The organism is Bacillus sp. FSL R5-0416 (genome assembly GCF_037975425.1).
Taxonomy (GTDB): domain Bacteria; phylum Bacillota; class Bacilli; order Bacillales; family Bacillaceae; genus Bacillus; species Bacillus subtilis.
In genome coordinates this window covers 2,574,600-2,593,742 of sequence record NZ_CP150252.1, presented here as the reverse complement: position 1 = coordinate 2,593,742, position 19,143 = coordinate 2,574,600, and the positions used below count along the sequence as shown (strand labels likewise).

The 19,143-nt window shown below is 42.0% G+C and carries 22 protein-coding genes; 14 read left to right on the top strand and 8 right to left on the bottom strand.

Going from position 1 to position 19,143, the window contains the following annotated elements; all coding sequences use genetic code 11:
• Positions 1-116: 116 nt before the first annotated feature.
• Complete coding sequence (vrrA, locus tag NYE20_RS13785) at positions 117-860, bottom strand: VrrA/YqfQ family protein (RefSeq protein ID WP_077671445.1); 744 nt, start codon at positions 858-860, stop codon at positions 117-119.
• A 168-nt stretch (positions 861-1,028) separates the two neighbouring features.
• On the opposite strand from vrrA, the gene cshB reads away from it, so the two are divergent.
• Positions 1,029-2,345, top strand: a complete 1,317-nt coding sequence (gene cshB / locus NYE20_RS13780; protein WP_163136239.1) for a DEAD-box ATP-dependent RNA helicase CshB — start codon at positions 1,029-1,031, stop codon at positions 2,343-2,345.
• A gap of 9 nt (positions 2,346-2,354) precedes the next feature.
• Positions 2,355-3,248, top strand: coding sequence for a deoxyribonuclease IV (locus tag NYE20_RS13775; RefSeq protein ID WP_009967756.1), 894 nt, complete (start codon positions 2,355-2,357; stop codon positions 3,246-3,248).
• Between the two features lie 26 nt (positions 3,249-3,274).
• Here the strand turns inward: NYE20_RS13775 and NYE20_RS13770 are convergent, their stop codons facing one another.
• On the bottom strand, positions 3,275-3,529 hold the full coding sequence (locus NYE20_RS13770) for a DUF2624 domain-containing protein (protein ID WP_003230076.1): 255 nt from the start codon (positions 3,527-3,529) through the stop codon (positions 3,275-3,277).
• A 115-nt stretch (positions 3,530-3,644) separates the two neighbouring features.
• Between NYE20_RS13770 and NYE20_RS13765 the strand changes: the two genes are divergently transcribed.
• Positions 3,645-4,526, top strand: a complete 882-nt coding sequence (locus tag NYE20_RS13765; RefSeq protein WP_161621670.1) for a YitT family protein — start codon at positions 3,645-3,647, stop codon at positions 4,524-4,526.
• 137 nt (positions 4,527-4,663) lie between these two features.
• A complete protein-coding gene (zur, locus tag NYE20_RS13760) occupies positions 4,664-5,101 on the top strand; it encodes a zinc uptake transcriptional repressor Zur (protein ID WP_021480043.1) in 438 nt (145 codons plus the stop codon).
• A gap of 42 nt (positions 5,102-5,143) precedes the next feature.
• On the opposite strand, the gene NYE20_RS13755 is transcribed toward zur, so the two are convergent.
• A complete protein-coding gene (locus tag NYE20_RS13755; protein WP_003246215.1) occupies positions 5,144-5,725 on the bottom strand; it encodes a nucleotidase in 582 nt (193 codons plus the stop codon).
• 132 nt (positions 5,726-5,857) lie between these two features.
• On the opposite strand from NYE20_RS13755, the gene NYE20_RS13750 reads away from it, so the two are divergent.
• Complete coding sequence (locus tag NYE20_RS13750) at positions 5,858-6,247, top strand: DUF308 domain-containing protein (protein ID WP_010886568.1); 390 nt, start codon at positions 5,858-5,860, stop codon at positions 6,245-6,247.
• A 25-nt stretch (positions 6,248-6,272) separates the two neighbouring features.
• On the opposite strand, the gene ispG is transcribed toward NYE20_RS13750, so the two are convergent.
• From ispG to NYE20_RS13735, 3 genes are all read right to left on the bottom strand, one after another.
• Positions 6,273-7,406: a flavodoxin-dependent (E)-4-hydroxy-3-methylbut-2-enyl-diphosphate synthase gene (ispG, locus tag NYE20_RS13745; RefSeq protein ID WP_010886567.1), complete on the bottom strand. Its 1,134-nt coding sequence runs from the start codon at positions 7,404-7,406 to the stop codon at positions 6,273-6,275.
• A 122-nt stretch (positions 7,407-7,528) separates the two neighbouring features.
• Positions 7,529-7,828: a LysM domain-containing protein gene (locus NYE20_RS13740; RefSeq protein WP_021480041.1), complete on the bottom strand. Its 300-nt coding sequence runs from the start codon at positions 7,826-7,828 to the stop codon at positions 7,529-7,531.
• A 94-nt stretch (positions 7,829-7,922) separates the two neighbouring features.
• On the bottom strand, positions 7,923-8,684 hold the full coding sequence (locus NYE20_RS13735; RefSeq protein WP_015384107.1) for a DUF1189 domain-containing protein: 762 nt from the start codon (positions 8,682-8,684) through the stop codon (positions 7,923-7,925).
• 109 nt (positions 8,685-8,793) lie between these two features.
• Between NYE20_RS13735 and NYE20_RS13730 the strand changes: the two genes are divergently transcribed.
• From NYE20_RS13730 to pstB (NYE20_RS13690), 9 genes are all read left to right on the top strand, one after another.
• On the top strand, positions 8,794-9,276 hold the full coding sequence (locus tag NYE20_RS13730) for a DUF456 domain-containing protein (RefSeq protein ID WP_004398518.1): 483 nt from the start codon (positions 8,794-8,796) through the stop codon (positions 9,274-9,276).
• A 178-nt stretch (positions 9,277-9,454) separates the two neighbouring features.
• Positions 9,455-10,063, top strand: coding sequence for a superoxide dismutase SodA (sodA, locus tag NYE20_RS13725; RefSeq protein WP_004398583.1), 609 nt, complete (start codon positions 9,455-9,457; stop codon positions 10,061-10,063).
• Between the two features lie 106 nt (positions 10,064-10,169).
• Positions 10,170-11,462, top strand: coding sequence for an MFS transporter (locus NYE20_RS13720; protein ID WP_003230095.1), 1,293 nt, complete (start codon positions 10,170-10,172; stop codon positions 11,460-11,462).
• A 113-nt stretch (positions 11,463-11,575) separates the two neighbouring features.
• Positions 11,576-13,726 (top strand): penicillin-binding protein 2A, encoded by a 2,151-nt coding sequence (pbpA, locus tag NYE20_RS13715; protein WP_014477354.1) that lies wholly within the window; start codon positions 11,576-11,578, stop codon positions 13,724-13,726.
• 154 nt (positions 13,727-13,880) lie between these two features.
• Positions 13,881-14,783: a phosphate ABC transporter substrate-binding protein gene (locus tag NYE20_RS13710; protein ID WP_014480275.1), complete on the top strand. Its 903-nt coding sequence runs from the start codon at positions 13,881-13,883 to the stop codon at positions 14,781-14,783.
• Between the two features lie 68 nt (positions 14,784-14,851).
• Positions 14,852-15,781: a phosphate ABC transporter permease subunit PstC gene (pstC, locus tag NYE20_RS13705; protein ID WP_014477352.1), complete on the top strand. Its 930-nt coding sequence runs from the start codon at positions 14,852-14,854 to the stop codon at positions 15,779-15,781.
• Entirely contained in the window at positions 15,781-16,665 is an 885-nt protein-coding gene (gene pstA, locus NYE20_RS13700) for a phosphate ABC transporter permease PstA (protein WP_003230103.1), read from the top strand. The genes pstC and pstA overlap by 1 nt, the downstream gene beginning before the upstream one ends.
• 20 nt (positions 16,666-16,685) lie before the next feature.
• Positions 16,686-17,495 carry a phosphate ABC transporter ATP-binding protein PstB gene (gene pstB / locus NYE20_RS13695; protein WP_015384102.1) on the top strand — a complete coding sequence of 270 codons (810 nt, stop codon included), beginning with the start codon at positions 16,686-16,688 and terminating at the stop codon, positions 17,493-17,495.
• A 10-nt stretch (positions 17,496-17,505) separates the two neighbouring features.
• Entirely contained in the window at positions 17,506-18,288 is a 783-nt protein-coding gene (pstB, locus tag NYE20_RS13690; protein WP_339183208.1) for a phosphate ABC transporter ATP-binding protein PstB, read from the top strand.
• Positions 18,289-18,315: 27 nt separating this feature from the next.
• Here pstB (NYE20_RS13690) and NYE20_RS13685 read toward each other — a convergent pair whose 3' ends face one another.
• Both NYE20_RS13685 and NYE20_RS13680 read right to left on the bottom strand, forming a co-directional pair.
• Positions 18,316-18,780, bottom strand: coding sequence for an endolytic transglycosylase MltG (locus tag NYE20_RS13685; RefSeq protein WP_014480272.1), 465 nt, complete (start codon positions 18,778-18,780; stop codon positions 18,316-18,318).
• Complete coding sequence (locus NYE20_RS13680) at positions 18,777-19,130, bottom strand: hypothetical protein (protein ID WP_003245993.1); 354 nt, start codon at positions 19,128-19,130, stop codon at positions 18,777-18,779. Before NYE20_RS13680 ends, NYE20_RS13685 begins: the two co-directional genes overlap by 4 nt.
• Positions 19,131-19,143: the final 13 nt, after the last annotated feature.

The window sequence follows — 19,143 nt, the reverse complement described above, 5'->3', positions numbered from 1 at the left end:
TTGTCCTCCAATACTGAAGTGAGTAAAGGCAATATAAAAAGCCGTAATCAAACGGCTCTATTCTTGCATTCTTCTGATCTCATTATAGCCAATCTCACTTCAGATATCAAAGAATGTTAAATATATAATCTCGGTTTTGAACTGCCTGATGTTCTTTTCGGAGCAGGAGAGGCAGCTTCCTTTTTCATCGGGGCAGATGTTTTTGATTCTTGTTCTTTATTGTCAGTTGTTTTAGATTTTTTTGGGAGAGAAGAACTTTTTGGTTTTGATTTTTTGTTCCCATCTGAGGTTTTTGTTTCAGTCTCTTTTTCTTTTTCTGATGATTCTTCTGAAACGGATTGTTTTTCACTTTCCTCATTGGCCTCTGTTTCAGTATCATCACTTTTACTTAATTGGCTGTACAGCTTCATCATTGCTGGCAGATTTCGGACTAATGGGCCGTACTGCTGGATCATAGGGGTGACTTGCTGCGCCATGCCGAGTACTTTTTGCACATTTCCAAGCATACTGGATAATGATGCAGGATTGGCGATATTTTGAATGCCTTGCAGGCCAGCACCTCCGCTCGCTGCGGCACCTGCTCCTGGAACTCCTGGAACTCCGGCACTGCCAGCGCCTCCTCCGCCGGGTAGGAACCTTGACAGCATTCCTTTTAAGCCTCCGCCTGCACCTGCACCATTTCTCGCTCCGGCATTTGCCTGAGGAAGAAATTGTCCGGCTTGCTGAAAACCTTGCTGCTGTGCTCCAAATGAAGGTCCTCGCATATTAGGCGGTCTTCTGCCCATCATTCGCTGATTTGGCATGGGGCGGGGCGGTCCGGGCTGTGGGTAATTTCTCATTGGCTGCTGCGGTGAAAACATACTTGTACCTCCTTTCAGCTCTCTCTGCTATTAGAATATGCATGGGCTGCGGTATTTGCTTTACATAACTGAATAAAACAAACGCCTTGCAAACGTGGTGTTTTTAAGCAAAATCGGGTATAATGTGATGATGGACACATAATGTGCCGCTTTAAGGAGCTGGGAAAAATGAAAGAAACGAAATTTGAACTTTATGAATTGAAACCATTTATTATAGATGCAGTACATCGCCTTGGTTTTTACGAACCGACTGATATCCAGAAAAGGCTGATTCCTGCAGTGTTAAAAAAAGAAAGCGTCATCGGCCAGTCTCAGACGGGTACCGGAAAGACTCACGCTTATTTACTGCCTTTATTAAACAAAATCGATCCTGCTAAGGATGTCGTTCAGGTAGTCATTACGGCTCCGACAAGAGAGCTAGCCAACCAGATTTATCAGGAAGCGCTTAAAATCACGCAGGGTGAGGAAGGCAGTCAGATTCGCTCGAAATGTTTTATCGGAGGCACTGATAAACAAAAATCAATTGATAAATTGAAAATACAGCCGCATCTAGTTGTCGGTACACCCGGACGGATTGCTGACTTAATCAAAGAACAGGCGTTAAGTGTTCATAAAGCGGAATCTCTTGTTATTGATGAAGCGGATTTAATGCTGGACATGGGATTTCTTGCAGATGTAGATTACATCGGTTCCCGCATGCCTGAGGATCTGCAAATGCTTGTGTTCTCAGCGACCATACCGGAAAAGCTGAAACCATTCTTGAAGAAATACATGGAAAATCCGAAATACGCCCATGTGGAGCCAAAACAGGTGACTGCTGCGAAAATCGAGCATATCCTCATTCCTTCGAAACATCGTGACAAGGACAAGCTCCTTTTTGACATCATGTCGCATCTGAATCCATACCTGGGGATTGTGTTTGCCAACACGAAAAATACGGCTGACCATATTGCCCAGTATCTGACTGGCAAAGGCATGAAAATCGGCTTGCTGCACGGCGGATTAACACCACGTGAGCGGAAAAAAGTCATGAAGCAGATCAATGATTTGGAATTCACATATATCATTGCAACTGACCTTGCCGCAAGAGGTATTGATATTAAAGGTGTCAGCCATGTTATCAACTATGAGCTGCCGGATGATCTCGATTTCTATGTTCACCGTGTGGGCAGAACGGCTCGTGCCGGCTCATCAGGACAAGCGATGACCATTTATGAGCTTACTGATGAGGATGCATTAGTAAGACTTGAAAAAATAGGCATCGAATTTGATTACTTAGAGCTTGAAAAGGGCGAATGGAAAAAAGGCGATGACCGTCAGCGCCGCAAAAAGCGTAAAAAAACGCCGAATGAAGCGGATGAAATTGCTCATCGTCTCGTGAAAAAGCCGAAGAAGGTTAAGCCTGGGTATAAAAAGAAAATGAGCTATGAGATGGAGAAAATCAAGAAAAAACAGAGAAGAAACCAATCTAAGAAAAGAAAGTAGGGGAACCTGTTGCTGAGAATAGGCTCACACGTCTCTATGAGCGGAAAACATATGCTTCTGGCTGCAAGCCAGGAAGCAGTCTCTTATGGGGCGAATACGTTTATGATCTATACAGGCGCACCGCAAAATACGCGCCGAAAGAAAATTGAAGACTTAAATATAGAAGCAGGCCGGGCACATATGCAAGAAAACGGCATTGACGAGATTATCGTACACGCGCCTTATATTATTAATATTGGCAACACGACAAATCCGTCCACTTTTGAGCTGGGTGTTGATTTTCTTCGTTCAGAAATTGAACGGACAGCGGCCATCGGAGCGAAGCAAATTGTCCTTCATCCTGGCGCTCACGTAGGGGCAGGAGCTGAAGCCGGCATCAAAAAAATTATTGAAGGCTTAAATGAAGTGATTGATCCGAATCAAAATGTCCAGATTGCATTAGAAACAATGGCTGGAAAAGGATCAGAATGCGGCAGAAGCTTTGAGGAGCTTGCGCAGATTATCGAAGGCGTTACACACAATGAGCAGCTGTCAGTGTGCTTTGACACGTGCCATACACATGATGCCGGATATAACATTGTCGAAGACTTTGACGGAGTGCTAAATGAGTTCGATAAAATCATTGGCATTGACCGTATTAAAGTGCTTCATATCAATGACAGCAAAAATGTCAAAGGTGCGAGAAAAGACCGCCATGAAAATATTGGCTTTGGTGAAATAGGTTTTGACGCACTGCAATATGTTGTTCACCATGAGCAGTTAAAAGACATTCCAAAAATTCTTGAAACACCATATGTCGGTGAAGATAAAAAGAACAAAAAACCGCCATACCGTTTTGAGATTGAAATGCTGAAAGAAAAACAATTTGATGATACATTGCTCGAAAAGATTTTACAGCAATAAAAAATGGGGGATAACACCCCCATTTTTTAGCTTGTAAATTGTTTGAATAGTTCATTAACTGTTTGAGCTGTTTCTTTCGATGTAATCGTCTCTACTTGTTTCAGCAGCCGCATTCGTTCACTCTCATTAAAGATGTTTACATTTTTCCCGTATAACAGGTTCGCTACTTCAACGGCCTGCGATCTTGTTAAGCTGATTCCGTATTGTTTTGAGTACTTCAGCAAATCATCAGCAGTAGCCTGATTAAGCCGCTGTAAAATAATTCTTTGAAATAAAATCATCGGTCAATCCACCTCCAGACTTAATGTATGGGCAAATCAGTAAAATGTGTCAGTGTTTAATGGTAAAATAGATTTATAATGTATTTAAAATAGTTATTGCAGGAAAGGAGATTTTATGACCCCAACAAAACAACATAAGAAAGAAACATTTACCCATTTTATTTTCAGGGTCTTTATGATTCTGGTAGGAGCTGCATCTGCGGCTGTAAGTATTGAATTATTTTTAATCCCCAATGATTTTATTGATGGCGGGATTATCGGTGTATCACTTATTTTAGACCACCTCTTTATGTCAAACCCCTTTCTGAATTTCGCTTTTTTCGTTGTCATATTAAATATTCCTTTTATGATCTTCGGATATAAATATATCGGTAAGACCTTTCTAGTCTCTACGTTTATAGGGATTGTCGGGCTTGCCGTTATTGAATCCTCACTTCACAATGTAGAAGCCATTACAACCCAGCCTATTTTGGCTACTGTGTTCGGAGGTCTTTTACTCGGCTTTGGCGTCGGGCTTGTTATTCGAAACGGAGGTTCAATGGATGGTACAGAAATTCTCGGTATTTTGCTGACCAAAAAACTCCCGTTTTCAGTAGGTGAGTTCGTTATGTTCATCAATGTGTTCATTTTCATTTGGGCAGTTTTTGTGTTCGGTCCTGAGCAAGCGATGTACTCATTCATGACTTATTATATTGCGATGAAAACGATTGATGCCGTGATCCAAGGGCTTGATGAAACAAAAGCTGTCATTATTGTGTCTGAGCAGTATGATGAGATTTCCGACGCGATTTTGCACCGTCTCGGTCGGGGCACAACGAAGCTGAAGGGGAAAGGCGGATATACGGACGAAGAAAAAGACGTAATTTACGCGGTTGTCACAAGGCTGGAAGTGACAAAGCTCAAATCGATCGTGTTTGAAGTTGATCAAAATGCATTCATAACAATTATGAATACTCATGAAACGAGAGGCGGAAAATTCAAAAACGCAATCCACTAGGCTTTCATTTACTTTTATTCATTTTATGGGTATAATTTTATCTGCAGTAAAGAAAATGGCTTGCTGGACAGACAGCTGCCATTTTCTTTTTCATACATGTGATACGTTCTTAAGCAAAGCGAAAAGGGGGACCCTTCATGAACGTACAAGAAGCGTTGAACCTACTAAAAGAAAACGGATATAAATATACAAACAAACGGGAGGATATGCTGCAGCTTTTTGCTGATTCAGACAGATATCTTACCGCTAAAAACGTACTGTCTGCACTGAATAATGATTATCCAGGCTTAAGCTTTGATACAATCTACAGAAATCTTTCTTTATATGAAGAACTTGGGATTTTGGAAACAACTGAGCTGTCCGGTGAAAAGCTCTTCCGATTTAAGTGTTCATTCACCCATCACCACCATCATTTTATTTGTCTTGCCTGCGGCAAAACAAAGGAAATTGAATCATGTCCGATGGACAAGCTTTGTGATGATTTGGATGGCTATCAGGTCAGCGGGCATAAATTTGAGATTTATGGCACATGCCCTGATTGTACAGCGGAAAACCAAGAAAACACTACTGCGTAAAATGCGTATATATGAAAAAGGGGCCCGGTTTGGGCTCCTTTTTCAGTTATTGACGCGTATTAAGTGATGCTTGTTGTTGTTCATCCATTGAACGGCTTCTAGCCAGTTGTTTACTCTGATGATGTTTGAATCAATCGGAAGCTGATTATAAGGGGAATTGAACAAAATCACCGGTATCCCGGCTTCTTTCGCAATCATCATGGCGTTCCCGTGATGATCCTCAAAAAACAGGTCGATGTTATGATTCTTGACCGCTTCAACTTTGTGATGACCGCCAACGAGTTCGATGTGGTCATAATGAATGTTTTGTCTGTCAAACCATTCATAGGTAATATCAGTTAAATGAGTCCGTCTCGCTGTAATATAAATAAGCTTGTGCTCCTCTTTGAGAAGATCAAGTGACTGTTTCGCATGCTGTGCAAGCAATGCTTCCTTATATATGATCGCTTCATTTTGATTCATCCAATCCCAAAATTCTTCCTGGGTAATGTTTAACAGCTTTGTTAAATCATAATCCGTCATATCGTTTAATGAAATGGAAAGATTAAACGAACGGTTCAAATAAGGGACGAATGTATCCTGAGCCGTGATTGTGCCGTCAATATCTATTCCTAAGCGTAACATGCCCACACTCCTTCAGTTTCATCCCTTCAAGTGTAACATAAACAATTGACATTAACAGAAAAGTTTAGCAAACATGAATCAGGCAAAATGGATCAAACTATAAAAGCTCCTTTAATAAAACAGAAGGGGGAATTGAAGGTGGCAAACGATTACGAAAAGCGTGATAACAACAGTTACTATGTTGATCATGGATCTGAAGGGACAAATATTACCCGCGACAATGACGGTTTTTTTGAGGAAACAGCTGCTGAAATCGCAGAGCCTTATCGTGCTGCTGACCGCAGCAATGACCAAGACAATGATCGCAGCGGCGGCAATGTCAATGAAGGACGGGGAATAGGGTACATCGCTTTAGCCTTGTCCATCATTTCATTGTTTGTACTGCCTGTTTTATTGGGAGCTGCCGGTATTATTGTCGGCTATATCGCAAGAAGAAGAGGTGCTCAAGGCCTTGGAGCCTGGGCAATGGGTATCGGTGTCGTTTCATTAGTGCTTGGAATATTTATTATTCCATTTTTCTAACACAAAAAAGCTTGACGGGTTCCCGTCAAGCTTTTTGTGTTTCTTCTTTTAATTTTGCTTTTTCAGCTTCAAGTTTTGCGTAGTGTTCCTCAGCAAGAATGTCAATTTCTTTTTTGAGTTCTTCTACCATCGTTTCCTCTGGAACCTTACGGACAATTTTCCCTTTCCGGAACAGCAGTCCTTCACCGCGTGCGCCGGCGATTCCGATATCAGCTTCTCTCGCTTCACCAGGTCCGTTTACAGCGCAGCCGAGAACAGCAACTTTAATCGGCGCTTTTATCTTAGAAATATACTCTTCCACTTCATTGGCAATGCTGATTAGATCAATCTCAATACGGCCGCAAGTCGGACATGAGATGAGCGTGGCAGCATTGGAGGCTAAGCCGAAAGATTTCAGAAGCTCCCTTGCTACTTTTACCTCTTCTACAGGGTCTGCGCTTAGTGAAATGCGCATGGTGTTCCCGATGCCTTTGCTTAAAATGGCGCCGAGTCCTGCTGCGCTCTTTACTGTGCCGGCAAACAGCGTTCCTGACTCGGTGATCCCGAGGTGAAGCGGGTAGTCAAACGCTTTCGCCGCTTTTTCATAAGCCTCGATTGCAAGGTTCACGTCAGAGGCCTTCATGCTGACAATAATATCGTGAAAATCAAGATCCTCAAGAATTTTAATGTGATGAAGTGCGCTTTCTACCATTCCATCGGCAGTCGGATAACCGTATTTTTCTAAAATACGTTTTTCCAATGAACCGGCGTTTACTCCGATTCTGATCGGAATGCCTTTGTCTTTGGCCGCTTTAACAACCGCTTCAACTTTTTCGCGTCGGCCGATGTTGCCGGGGTTGATTCGGATTTTATCTGCGCCGCCTTCAATGGCTTTCAACGCAAGTTTATAATCGAAATGTATGTCAACAACAAGAGGAATGGAAATGCGCTTTTTAATATCCGCAATGGCGTTTGCTGCCCGTTCATCCGGACATGCTACCCGAACGATTTGGCATCCGGCTTCAGCCAAACGGTTAATTTCCGCAACCGTTGCTTCTACATCATGTGTTTTTGTTGTTGTCATGCTTTGGATGACAACTTCATTGTTGCCGCCTATTGTTAAAGGTCCCACTTTGACGGGACGCGTTTTTGTACGATGTGTGATTTCACTCACTTGCAATCGCTCCTTAATTGTAGTTGCCGCTTCTAGATATAACAATTCTAGTATGGTTTATGTGAATTTATTTTACAAATTACATTGTAACAGTGTCTTCGCCGAACTGACAAGAAATTAACGTTAAATTAAGGGTAGACCGGGAATTTATACGCTGTTCCCGCTTGAATGTCATTGGCTTTCACATTTGGATTCAGTGCTTCAAAATCCTTTACAATGTCATCCGGAGAACCTGCTGATCCGACTATCGACATAACCGTATCACCCGGCTTTACCTTCACCGTTTTATAAGCCGGTTCTTGTGCAGCCGTTTTTGCTGATGCTTCATAGACAGGGAGGTCCTGAATGGGTATTGTTCCAATTTTAAGGTCATAAAAAAGAATAAAAAGTATAAAAACAATGCTGCATACTAAGGTGAGACGCTTCATCGCTTTTCCTCCCGCATACGAAATTTTATATCATAGTATGCTTGTCCATTTCGATTCATGACAAAAGAAAAGAGACTGCGAATGCAGCCTCGGTTTATACAGCAGCTTTTTTGGACGGAATCTCTTTTAAAACGAGAAACAGGATGACAAAATTGACAAACCAGTTTAGTAAAAATTCACTTGGTACGGTTGCTTCTAATGCCCGCATGATTGTAAAGAATACAGTTGAAAGGGTGATGGAATAAGCAGAAAGCTTCCAGAGCTGATGATAGGATAAATGTTTTTTCTGCGAATTCTTAATGATTAACCCGATAAGCGCTAAAAACGATACTTCAATAAATTTTCCCGCTGCTGTTACGAGAAAAATAAGAGCTGAGAGAACAGTTACAATCATCGCTTTATTTTGGTTTAACCCTGCAATGACATCTTTTTTCTGTAACTCTGACGGCATCATTGAGTAAGACATTTCTTGGGCTTGTCCGTCAATGGCCAAAACAAATTTGTTCTGAAGGATGCCGATCGCGTTTTGCTTTGCTTCAATTTGTTCAGTGCCATAGGAGTCTGTCGGATCGAACACGATAACGAAACCATTTGCTTGAGATTCCGTGGCTTTTTTCTCATCCGTTTGAAGTTTGCCGTTTGAAATTGTGAAATCAGGGAAATCTTTGTTTAAAACAGTTTTAAAGCCGTTCATTGATTTTACGGTCCCTGTACTTACATAATAAGCGGTAGGGATTGCAAACAGGACAGAGAGCAAAAATACATAAAGAATCGCTTTTCCGATTCCTTGAAATCTTGTTTTTGCAATATCACGGGGAGAGTATGTACTTTTAATGAAAAGCTGAAACACATTCACTATCTTCACTTCCTAGCTAAACTAATATATGTTGCTTATTGTATCGTTGCATGCGTGTGAATACAAGGAAGACATGAAGAAGACAGAGTAAAATGGGAGGATGGAAGCTATGGATATGTTGTATTGGCTGTTGATTGCAGCGGTTTTTATCATTGCCTTTATCGGGCTGGTGTATCCTGTTATTCCGAGCGTAGTATTTATTGTTGCCGGATTTGTATTGTACGGATTTTTATTTTCATTCAGTCCGTATTCTTATATGTTCTGGCTTGTTGAGGCAGTTTTTGCTGCAGTATTATTCGCAGCAGATTACGTGTCGAATCTGCTTGGAGTAAAAAGGTTCGGAGGAAGCAAAGCTGCCATATGGGGAAGCACGATCGGTTTATTAATCGGGCCTTTTGTCATTCCGGTTGCAGGGATCATATTGGGGCCGTTTATCGGGGCTGTTTGCGCAGAACTTATCGTCCATCAGAAGGACTTAAAGTCAGCGTTTAAAATTGGCCTCGGCTCACTCATTGGTTTTTTAACAGGGGTTATTGCAAAGGGCATCATACAGCTTTTGATGATCGGATACTTTTTATGGACGGTCCTATAAGAAATGCTGGCGGCAGGTTTAATGGGACCGATTATCGGTTAAAGTGAAATATGTCCGCTGAAATGAGCCAAATCGTGAGCTTTTTCATTGATTACAAAGCATTCTTTTGTTACATTGAATGAAGAAAGGCTCGCTGTGAAGCGGCATTTCAGTACATATATACTAAGGAGGAATTATCATGGCTTACGAACTTCCAGAATTACCTTATGCGTACGATGCTTTAGAACCGCATATCGACAAGGAAACTATGACTATTCACCATACGAAACACCACAACACATACGTGACAAATTTAAACAAAGCGGTTGAAGGAAACACTGCTCTTGCCAACAAATCAGTTGAAGAGCTTGTTGCTGATCTTGATTCTGTTCCTGAAAACATCCGCACTGCAGTCCGCAACAACGGCGGCGGACACGCGAACCACAAATTATTCTGGACACTTTTATCTCCAAACGGCGGAGGCGAACCGACTGGCGCGCTTGCTGAAGAGATCAACAGTGTATTTGGAAGCTTTGACAAATTCAAAGAGCAATTCGCAGCAGCAGCAGCTGGACGCTTCGGTTCTGGCTGGGCATGGCTTGTTGTGAACAACGGTAAACTTGAAATCACAAGCACGCCAAACCAAGATTCTCCGCTTTCAGAAGGCAAAACGCCTATCTTAGGTCTTGACGTTTGGGAGCATGCTTACTACCTTAACTATCAAAACCGCCGTCCTGATTACATTTCAGCTTTCTGGAATGTTGTAAACTGGGACGAAGTGGCTCGTCTATACAGCGAAGCAAAATAATGGCACAAACAAGGTCCTCATTATGGGACCTTGTTTTTTTATGTCTTCTTTTTACATATCTCGGTTTGAGTGAGACAGACTAAGGGATAGTAAAGGGGAGTCAGTAATGAGCAAACTAAAAAAAGTGATAGGCGATGTAGACGTAAACAAAGGGTTACTCTTTCTGCTGACCATTGGCGGGCTTTACTCGCTGGGAATTGCACTGTCCAATACATTTGTTAATGTGTATCTTTGGAAGCAGTCAGGGAAATTTATTGATTTGGCGATATATAATTTATCCATTGTGACAATGCAGCCGATAACCTTTTATTTGGCTGGACGGTTAGCCAAAAAAATAGACAGGGTATTCATTTTAAGGTTCGGCGTCATTTTTTTAGCTGCCTTTTATTTAAGTGTGCTTTTAGCCGGAGAAACGGCGGCCAGCCGCCTCGTGCTAATCGGCGCGGTGCTCGGAGTTGGCTATGGCTTTTATTGGCTAGCGTTTAACGTACTGACCTTTGAAATAACAGAGCCGGATACACGAGACTTTTTCAACGGGTTTATGGGCATTCTGTCTTCCTCTGCAGGAATGATCGGCCCGATTGTAGCCGGATTCGTGATCTCAAGGCTTGAAAATAATACGGGTTATACAGTGATTTTCAGTCTCTCCCTCAGTTTATTTGCCCTGGCTGTCGTGATGAGCTTTTTCTTAAAACGGAGAGAATCAAAGGGCCGTTTTATGCTGAGCAAAGTATTTGGAGAGCGCCATAGCAATATGAATTGGCGGAGAATCACGAATGCGCATTTTTTTCAGGGTTTGAGAGAAGGGATTTTTGTCTTTTTAATCAGTGTGTTTGTATTTATTGAGACAAACAGCGAACTTGCTCTCGGTACATTCGGTCTTGTCAATTCAGCTGTTTCCTTCTTTGCCTACTACTTTGCATCCAGGCTGATTAAGAAAAAGGCGAGAAAAAAATCGATTTTGCTGGGCGGACTTATTTTGTATGGGGCGCTGTTTTTGATTCTGTTTCATATGAGCTTTTCGACATTATTAACGTACGGCGTTTTTATTGCCATCGGCTATCCTCTGTTGCTTGTGCCATATGTATCACTTACATATGATGTGATAGGGCGGGCGAGGCATGCCAGAAAAGCAAGAATTGAATATATCGTGCTTAGAGAAATGTTCTTGAACGCCGGCAGAATTGTTTCCATTTTGTGCTTTCTCCTGATTGTGGCCCTTCTGAAAGAGGATGTGGGAATTCCTTTGTCACTTGCGATATTGGGTATAGGACATCCTTTGATTTATTACTTTGTCAAGGATATCCGTTTTAAGGAGAAAGAAGGGGAAAATGAAACCATGGAAGAAGATGGCCAAAAACGGGTAACAGAACCGACCCTGTTAAAAGGCGAGAGATAATTTTTTTGCCAAAAAGGGGTTATCTGTAGAAAAAAGTCGAAAAAACCTTTAAAATGAAAACTGGCACTCTTACTTGAGTGTCTTTTCTTTCTGTAAATAGAAAAGGTGATGTTATGAGGAGAAATAAACCAAAAAAGCAAAATCATAAAGAGAAAAAGAAGTCGCTTCCGATCCGGCTGAATATTTTATTTTTAGCTGCCTTTGTTATATTTACCTGGATTATTGTGGAACTGGGCATCAAGCAGATCGTGCAAGGCGATGATTACAAAAACCAAGCGAATAAGCAGGAACAAAGTGAAGTCAGCTCAGCGGTACCGCGCGGGAAAATTTATGATCGAAACTTTAATGCCATTGTGACAAATAAGGCTTTAAATGCAATCACATACACGAGATCTAAATCGACCACGCAAGAACAGCGCTTAAAGATCGCAAAAAAGCTGTCTGACATGATCAAAGTCGATACAAAAAAAGTAACAGAACGGGATAAAAAAGATTATTGGATTTTGACTAGACCGAAAGAAGCGAAAAAGCTGATTAGCTCTAAAGAAAGACAGCAGGTTGAAGACAAAAAAATATCCGATGACGATTTATACCAGCTTCAGCTAAAACGGATTACTGATAAGCAGCTGAATGAATTGACGGATAAAGATATGCAGATCCTCGCTATCAAAAGACAGATGGATTCGGGCTATGCATTGACCCCTCAATATATCAAAAACGAAGATGTATCAGCGAAGGAAATGGCAGTGGTAAGTGAACATTTAGACGAACTGCCAGGTGTTGATGTCACGTCCGATTGGGAACGTGAATATCCGTATAAAAACCTTCTTCGCTCAGTGCTCGGAAGTGTGTCCAGCTCTAATGAAGGATTGCCGTCCAACTTGCTCGACCATTATCTGTCGCTTGGCTACAGCCGAAATGACAGGGTCGGAAAAAGTTATCTGGAATACCAATACGAAAGCCTTCTGCAGGGCCAAAAAGCCAAAGTCGAAAATATCACAGATTCAAACGGCAATGTCACGGGAACAAAAACGGTATCTGAAGGCAAAGCCGGTAAAGATCTCGTCCTTACGATTGACATTGATTTGCAAAAAGAAGTGGAAAAAATCATTGAGAAGAACCTCAAATCTGCTAAAGCAAGACCAAGCACGCAATTGTTAGACCGGGCATTCGTTGTCATGATGGACCCAAGAAACGGTGAAGTGCTTTCAATGGCGGGCAAGCAGATTAAACAAGAAAATGGGAAATATAAAATTGATGATTACGCTTTAGGTACAATGACGTCATCTTACGCCATGGGTTCAGCAGTCAAAGGCGCAACAGTCTTGACAGGCCTTCAAACCGGAGCCATCAATCTGAATACTGTTTTTCAAGATGAACCTTTATATATTGGTCAGGATAAACGCGGTAAAAAGTCATGGACTAACTTAGGACCGGTCAATATTCAAAGAGCCTTAGAGCAGTCTTCTAACGTATTTATGTTTAAAACAGCGATCGCGCTCGGAAAAGGTGAATATAAACCGCACCAAGCTTTACCGATTGATACGACGGCCTTTGATACGTTCCGTAATTATTTCAGCCAATTTGGATTAGGTGTCAAAACTGGAATTGATCTTCCGAATGAAATGACAGGCTATAAAGGAACAGACAGATTGACGGGATTCTTGCTTGACTATGCAATCGGCCAATACGACACATATACACCGCTGGAACTGGCGCAATACGTATCAACGATTGCAAACGGCGGGTATCGCTTAAAACCTCAGCTTGTGAAAGAAGTCAGGGATCCTAATCCTGAAAAAGGAATCGGTGCTGTCGTACAATCCGTTCAGCCGGAAGTGCTGAATAAAATCGACATGAAGAGTGAATATATTAAAGAGGTTCAGGCCGGATTCAGACGGGTGATGACAAAAGGGACAGCTGCCAGCCAATTTGCTTCAGCGTCATATCAGCCTGCCGGTAAAACAGGAACAGCACAATCGTTCTATGATGGACCTGATAAATCAAAAACAGGAACATCGACTTATAATACGACACTTGTTGCCTATGCACCGGCTGATAATCCTGAGATTGCGATCTCTGTAGTAGTCCCTTGGGCTTATATTGATTACAGCGCTAAATATACCATTACAAACGAAATCGGCAGGGAAGTAATGGATAAATATTTTGAGCTGAAATCGAAGCAGGACAAAGAAGATACTCAGCAAAAGAATAAAGACAAAATTGAAGAAAATGCAGAAAACACAACGTCTTCTGATAACTAAAAAGAAACGCTCACATGATGTGGGCGTTTTTTTTATACAAAAAAACGCACTGATTTACAAAACCTTAACATTCGGTTCAAACCCTTTTTACATAGAACCTTTACTCTATACGTGTAGGACAAATTACACATTATACGCAGGGGGAATTCAGGAAATGAAAAAAAACAAATTGGTGCTTATGCTTCTGATGGCTGCATTTATGATGATTGCAGCTGCATGCGGAAATGCAGGAGAAAGTAAAAAATCGAATAGCGATTCTGCAAAAGGAGAAGAAAAGGCATCAGGTTCTTTAACCATTTCTGGTTCATCGGCAATGCAGCCACTAGTACTTGCAGCCGCGGAAAAATTTATGGAAGAAAACCCTGATGCTGATATACAGGTACAAGCTGGCGGTTCTGGAACAGGGCTTTCTCAAGTCTCTGAAGGAGCTGTTCAGATCGGGAATTCAGACGTTTTTGCAGAAGAAAAAGAAGGCATCGATGCAAAAGCGCTTGTCGATCATCAAGTCGCTGTAGTTGGTATGGCAGCAGCTGTAAACCCTGATGCTGGTGTGAAGGATATTTCAAAAGATGAATTGAAAAAAATCTTCACTGGCAAAATTAAAAACTGGAAAGAGCTCGGCGGCAAAGACCAAAAGATTACACTTGTAAACCGTCCTGATTCTTCCGGCACACGTGCTACATTTGTGAAATATGCGCTTGACGGAGAAGAACCTGCAGAAGGCATTACTGAAGATTCCTCCAACACGGTGAAAAAAATCATTGCTGATACTCCGGGAGCGATTGGATATCTTGCATTCTCATATTTAACAGATGACAAAGTAACTGCTCTATCTATTGACGGTGTTAAACCTGAAGCGAAAAATGTAGCAACTGGCGAGTATCCGATCTGGGCTTATCAGCATTCTTATACAAAAGGTGAAGCGACAGGTTTAGCTAAAGAATTTCTTGATTATCTAAAGAGTGAAGACATTCAAAAAAGCATTGTTACTGACCAAGGCTACATTCCGGTTACTGATATGAAAGTGACACGCGATGCCAACGGGAAGCAAAGCTGATCTTAATAAAAAGAGGAGTGCGGGGACAACCGTTTCTCCTCTTAACACATTCATAGGAGTGTAAAACAATGATAAACAATAGAGAAAATATGTCTGTGAGCGAGCGTTTAATCAGCTCAAGGCAAAATCGGCAATTGGATGAAGTTCGGGGAAGAATGATTGTGACAGCATGTGCGCTGATTATGATTGCGGCATCTGTTGCAATCACCATTTTCCTCGGCGTGAAGGGGCTGCAATCTTTTCTTGTAAATGGTGTAAGCCCAATTGAATTCTTAACGAGCTTAAATTGGAATCCTACAGATAGTGATCCGAAATACGGAGTGCTGCCATTTATTTTTGGCTCATTTGCAGTAACGATTCTTTCTGCTCTAATCGCTGCGCCGCTTGGCATTGCAGGCGCGATTTTTATGACAGAGATTGCCCCGAATTGGGGAAAGAAAGTGCTGCAGCCGGTGATTGAGCTTTTAGTCGGTATTCCATCTGTTGTTTATGGATTCATAGGTCTTACAGTATTGGTGCCGTTTATCGCCCAGTTCAAATCGAGCGGAACAGGGCACAGTTTATTGGCGGGAACGATTGTCCTTTCCGTCATGATTCTCCCGACGATCACATCGATTTCTGCTGATGCAATGGCTTCTCTTCCGAAGAGTTTACGAGAGGGTTCTTACGCGCTTGGTGCGACAAGATGGCAGACGATCAGAAAAGTACTTGTGCCTGCAGCTTTTCCAACATTGATGACAGCTGTTGTGTTAGGCATGGCTCGGGCGTTCGGTGAAGCTTTGGCTGTTCAGATGGTCATTGGAAATACAAGAGTATTGCCGGAAAGCCTGTTTGACACTGCGGGAACGCTGACAACGATCATCACGCTGAATATGGGCCACACCACATACGGAAGTGTTGAAAACAATACGCTGTGGTCAATGGGGCTTGTGCTTCTGGTGATGTCATTCCTGTTCATCCTGCTTATTCGCTACTTGTCATCTAGGAGGAAAGTGTAATGAACCGCAAAATAACAGATAAACTGGCGACCGGAATGTTTGGTTTGTGTGCAGCCATTATCGCTGCCATTTTAGTAGGTTTGTTTTCCTATATTATTATAAACGGTGTTTCTCAGCTCAGTTTTCAATTTATTACAACAAAATCGAGCGCCATTGCAGCTGGAGGAGGCATACGAGATCAGCTGTTTAACTCCTTTTATATTTTGTTTATTACAATGCTGATTACAATCCCGCTCGGTGTGGGCGGCGGAGTCTTCATGGCTGAATACGCGCCTAATAACAAAGTAACTGACTTCATCAGAACATGTATAGAGGTGCTTTCATCTCTTCCGTCTATTGTCATTGGGATGTTTGGATTATTGATGTTTGTCAACTTAACAGGCTGGGGATATACGATCATAGGCGGGGCGCTTGCGTTAACTGTTTTTAACCTTCCTGTCATGGTGCGTGTGACAGAAGACGCGATCCGTTCAGTCCCTAAAGATCTGAAGGAAGCCTCTCTCGCTTTAGGTGTATCACGCTGGCATACCGTAAAAACGGTTTTAATTCCAAGTGCGATTCCGTCTATTATCACAGGAGCAATTTTAGCGTCAGGAAGGGTGTTCGGGGAAGCGGCCGCATTATTATTTACGGCAGGCCTGACAACACCGCGTCTTAATTTTACGGAGTGGAACCCGTTTTCGGAAACATCACCGCTTAATATTTTCAGGCCCGCTGAAACACTTGCGGTCCACATTTGGAACGTCAATACACAAGGAATGATTCCGGATGCTGAAGCGATTGCCAACGGTGGTTCTGCCGTGCTGGTGATTTCTGTTCTTGTGTTTAATCTCGCAGCGAGATGGCTTGGCACGATGATCTACAAAAAGCTTACGGCAAATTAGAACGGAAAGAGGCGAAAAACATGTCTGAACAAATGGTAAAAGAAAAACCTGAGCGAGCTGTTATTGTTCCGAAGCAGAACCACGTGCTTGAGGTCAAAGATCTGTCTATTTTTTACGGAAATAAACAAGCCGTTCATCATGTAAACATGGATATTGAAAAAAATGCGGTGACTGCTTTAATTGGGCCGTCGGGATGCGGAAAATCCACTTTTTTGAGAAATATTAACCGAATGAACGATTTAATTCCATCTGCAAGAGCGGAAGGTGAAATCCTTTATGAGGGATTAAATATATTGGGCGGCAATATTAACGTTGTCAGCTTGAGAAGGGAAATCGGAATGGTTTTCCAAAAACCAAATCCATTTCCGAAATCGATCTATGCGAATATCACACATGCATTGAAATATGCCGGAGAGCGGAATAAAGCTGTTTTAGATGAAATTGTGGAAGAAAGTTTAACAAAAGCGGCCCTCTGGGATGAGGTGAAGGATCGTTTACATTCATCCGCACTCTCGTTATCCGGCGGCCAGCAGCAGCGTTTATGCATCGCGAGAACGCTTGCGATGAAGCCGGCTGTTCTTCTGCTTGATGAACCAGCTTCAGCGCTTGATCCGATTTCAAATGCAAAAATAGAGGAATTAATTACAGGATTGAAAAGAGAATACTCAATTATTATTGTCACGCACAATATGCAGCAGGCTCTGCGGGTTTCTGACCGGACGGCATTCTTTTTAAACGGCGAGCTTGTAGAATACGGACAGACCGAACAGATTTTCACGAGTCCGAAAAAGCAAAAGACAGAGGATTATATTAACGGGAAATTCGGATAGGAGGGCGGCAATGAGTATTGCTACCGAAGCTGTAATGAAACAGGAAGTATATCAAGTCAATGGAATGAACTTATGGTATGGGCAGCATCATGCTTTAAAAAATATCAATTTGAGCATTTATGAAAATGAGGTTACGGCGATTATCGGACCATCCGGATGCGGGAAATCGACCTTTATCAAGACATTGAATTTAATGATTCAAATGACGCCGAATGTAAAGCTTGCAGGTGAGCTGAACTATAATGGCAGCAACATTTTAAAGGATAAAGTGGACATCGTGGATTTGCGAAAAAATATCGGCATGGTATTCCAAAAAGGGAATCCGTTTCCGCAATCTATTTTTGATAATGTGGCTTACGGACCGAGAGTCCACGGCACCAAAAATAAGAAGAAGCTTCAGGAAATTGTGGAAAAGTCATTAAAAGACGTGGCGTTATGGGATGAGGTGAAGGATCGATTGCATACGTCCGCTCTTTCGCTGTCAGGGGGCCAGCAGCAGCGTCTTTGCATCGCCAGAGCACTTGCGACCAATCCTGATATTTTGCTGATGGATGAACCGACATCTGCACTAGATCCAATCTCAACGAGAAAAATTGAAGAACTCATTCTAGAGCTGAAAAATAAATATACAATTGTCATTGTCACGCATAACATGCAGCAGGCAGCAAGGGTTTCTGATCAAACCGCCTTTTTCTACATGGGCGAGCTTATTGAATGCGACAATACGAATAAAATGTTCTCTAACCCGAAGGACCAAAGAACGCTCGATTACATTTCAGGAAAGTTTGGATGAAAAAAACAGGCTGAGTCAGCCTGTTTTTTATCGTGTTAACGTTTTTACGATCTTTTTGAAACTCATGTCTGATTTTACTTTAAACTCGCCGGCACGAATTTCTTTGTGATAGCCGGCATCAATGACATAGTCATTAAAGTCTTGAGCCGAAGAGATAATGCCCTCTTTTTCAAGAATAGCAGATACATCCGCAGTGCTCATGCCATCTTTAATTTTGAGCTTGTACGTTTTGACTTTGTCTGTTTTCGTGTCTGAGCTGCTGTCATCGGTCAACGATTTCTCTTTTGAATCAAGAAGTTTTTGATATTCATCACGGTTCACAGAAACCATTTTTTTAGAATCAAGGTAATTGTTCACGTCTTGTTCAGTTACTGTTTTATTATCTTTTACAGCAGCGGCCTGGTCTTCGTCAGTCAGATAAAAAACAGCTGCAAGAACGGCTGTCGCTAAAATGATGCCGCCAGCAAATGCCTGAATGCCCCGTTTTGTCATACGAGCACCTTCTCATTATCTTTGATAATCGTATTCACGTCTTCCACTGATACATGCTCAGCTTTAGCAATCGCTTCAGCTGACATACCGTTATTATATTTAGAAAGTATTTGTTTAGCGATTTTTTGATTGATGTCGTTCTGCTTTGATTTGCGAATGACAAGGTTTGTTTCCAGTAATTCTTCCTCAAGCACTGTCATTTTCTTTTTGAGCTTGTAAATTTCCTGCATCGCAGAAAGCTGCAGTGTTTCGAGCTCCTGTTCTACATCTTTCATCGGGTCTCTTTGAGAATATGAGAATGCAATTAGCGCTATACTGACGATAAACAACGCAATAATAGCAATTTCCACGTTTCATCACCTT

Bases quoted from the DNA above. Each gene is read 5' to 3' on its own strand.
- vrrA (WP_077671445.1), bottom strand. From the start codon at position 860: ATGTTTTCACCGCAGCAGCCAATGAGAAATTACCCACAGCCCGGACCG.
- cshB (WP_163136239.1), top strand. From the start codon at position 1,029: ATGAAAGAAACGAAATTTGAACTTTATGAATTGAAACCATTTATTATA.
- NYE20_RS13770 (WP_003230076.1), bottom strand. From the start codon at position 3,529: ATGATTTTATTTCAAAGAATTATTTTACAGCGGCTTAATCAGGCTACT.
- NYE20_RS13765 (WP_161621670.1), top strand. From the start codon at position 3,645: ATGACCCCAACAAAACAACATAAGAAAGAAACATTTACCCATTTTATT.
- zur (WP_021480043.1), top strand. From the start codon at position 4,664: ATGAACGTACAAGAAGCGTTGAACCTACTAAAAGAAAACGGATATAAA.
- NYE20_RS13755 (WP_003246215.1), bottom strand. From the start codon at position 5,725: ATGTTACGCTTAGGAATAGATATTGACGGCACAATCACGGCTCAGGAT.
- NYE20_RS13740 (WP_021480041.1), bottom strand. From the start codon at position 7,828: ATGAAGCGTCTCACCTTAGTATGCAGCATTGTTTTTATACTTTTTATT.
- NYE20_RS13730 (WP_004398518.1), top strand. From the start codon at position 8,794: ATGGATATGTTGTATTGGCTGTTGATTGCAGCGGTTTTTATCATTGCC.
- sodA (WP_004398583.1), top strand. From the start codon at position 9,455: ATGGCTTACGAACTTCCAGAATTACCTTATGCGTACGATGCTTTAGAA.
- NYE20_RS13720 (WP_003230095.1), top strand. From the start codon at position 10,170: ATGAGCAAACTAAAAAAAGTGATAGGCGATGTAGACGTAAACAAAGGG.
- pbpA (WP_014477354.1), top strand. From the start codon at position 11,576: ATGAGGAGAAATAAACCAAAAAAGCAAAATCATAAAGAGAAAAAGAAG.
- NYE20_RS13710 (WP_014480275.1), top strand. From the start codon at position 13,881: ATGAAAAAAAACAAATTGGTGCTTATGCTTCTGATGGCTGCATTTATG.
- pstC (WP_014477352.1), top strand. From the start codon at position 14,852: ATGATAAACAATAGAGAAAATATGTCTGTGAGCGAGCGTTTAATCAGC.
- pstA (WP_003230103.1), top strand. From the start codon at position 15,781: ATGAACCGCAAAATAACAGATAAACTGGCGACCGGAATGTTTGGTTTG.
- pstB (WP_015384102.1), top strand. From the start codon at position 16,686: ATGTCTGAACAAATGGTAAAAGAAAAACCTGAGCGAGCTGTTATTGTT.
- pstB (WP_339183208.1), top strand. From the start codon at position 17,506: ATGAGTATTGCTACCGAAGCTGTAATGAAACAGGAAGTATATCAAGTC.
- NYE20_RS13685 (WP_014480272.1), bottom strand. From the start codon at position 18,780: ATGACAAAACGGGGCATTCAGGCATTTGCTGGCGGCATCATTTTAGCG.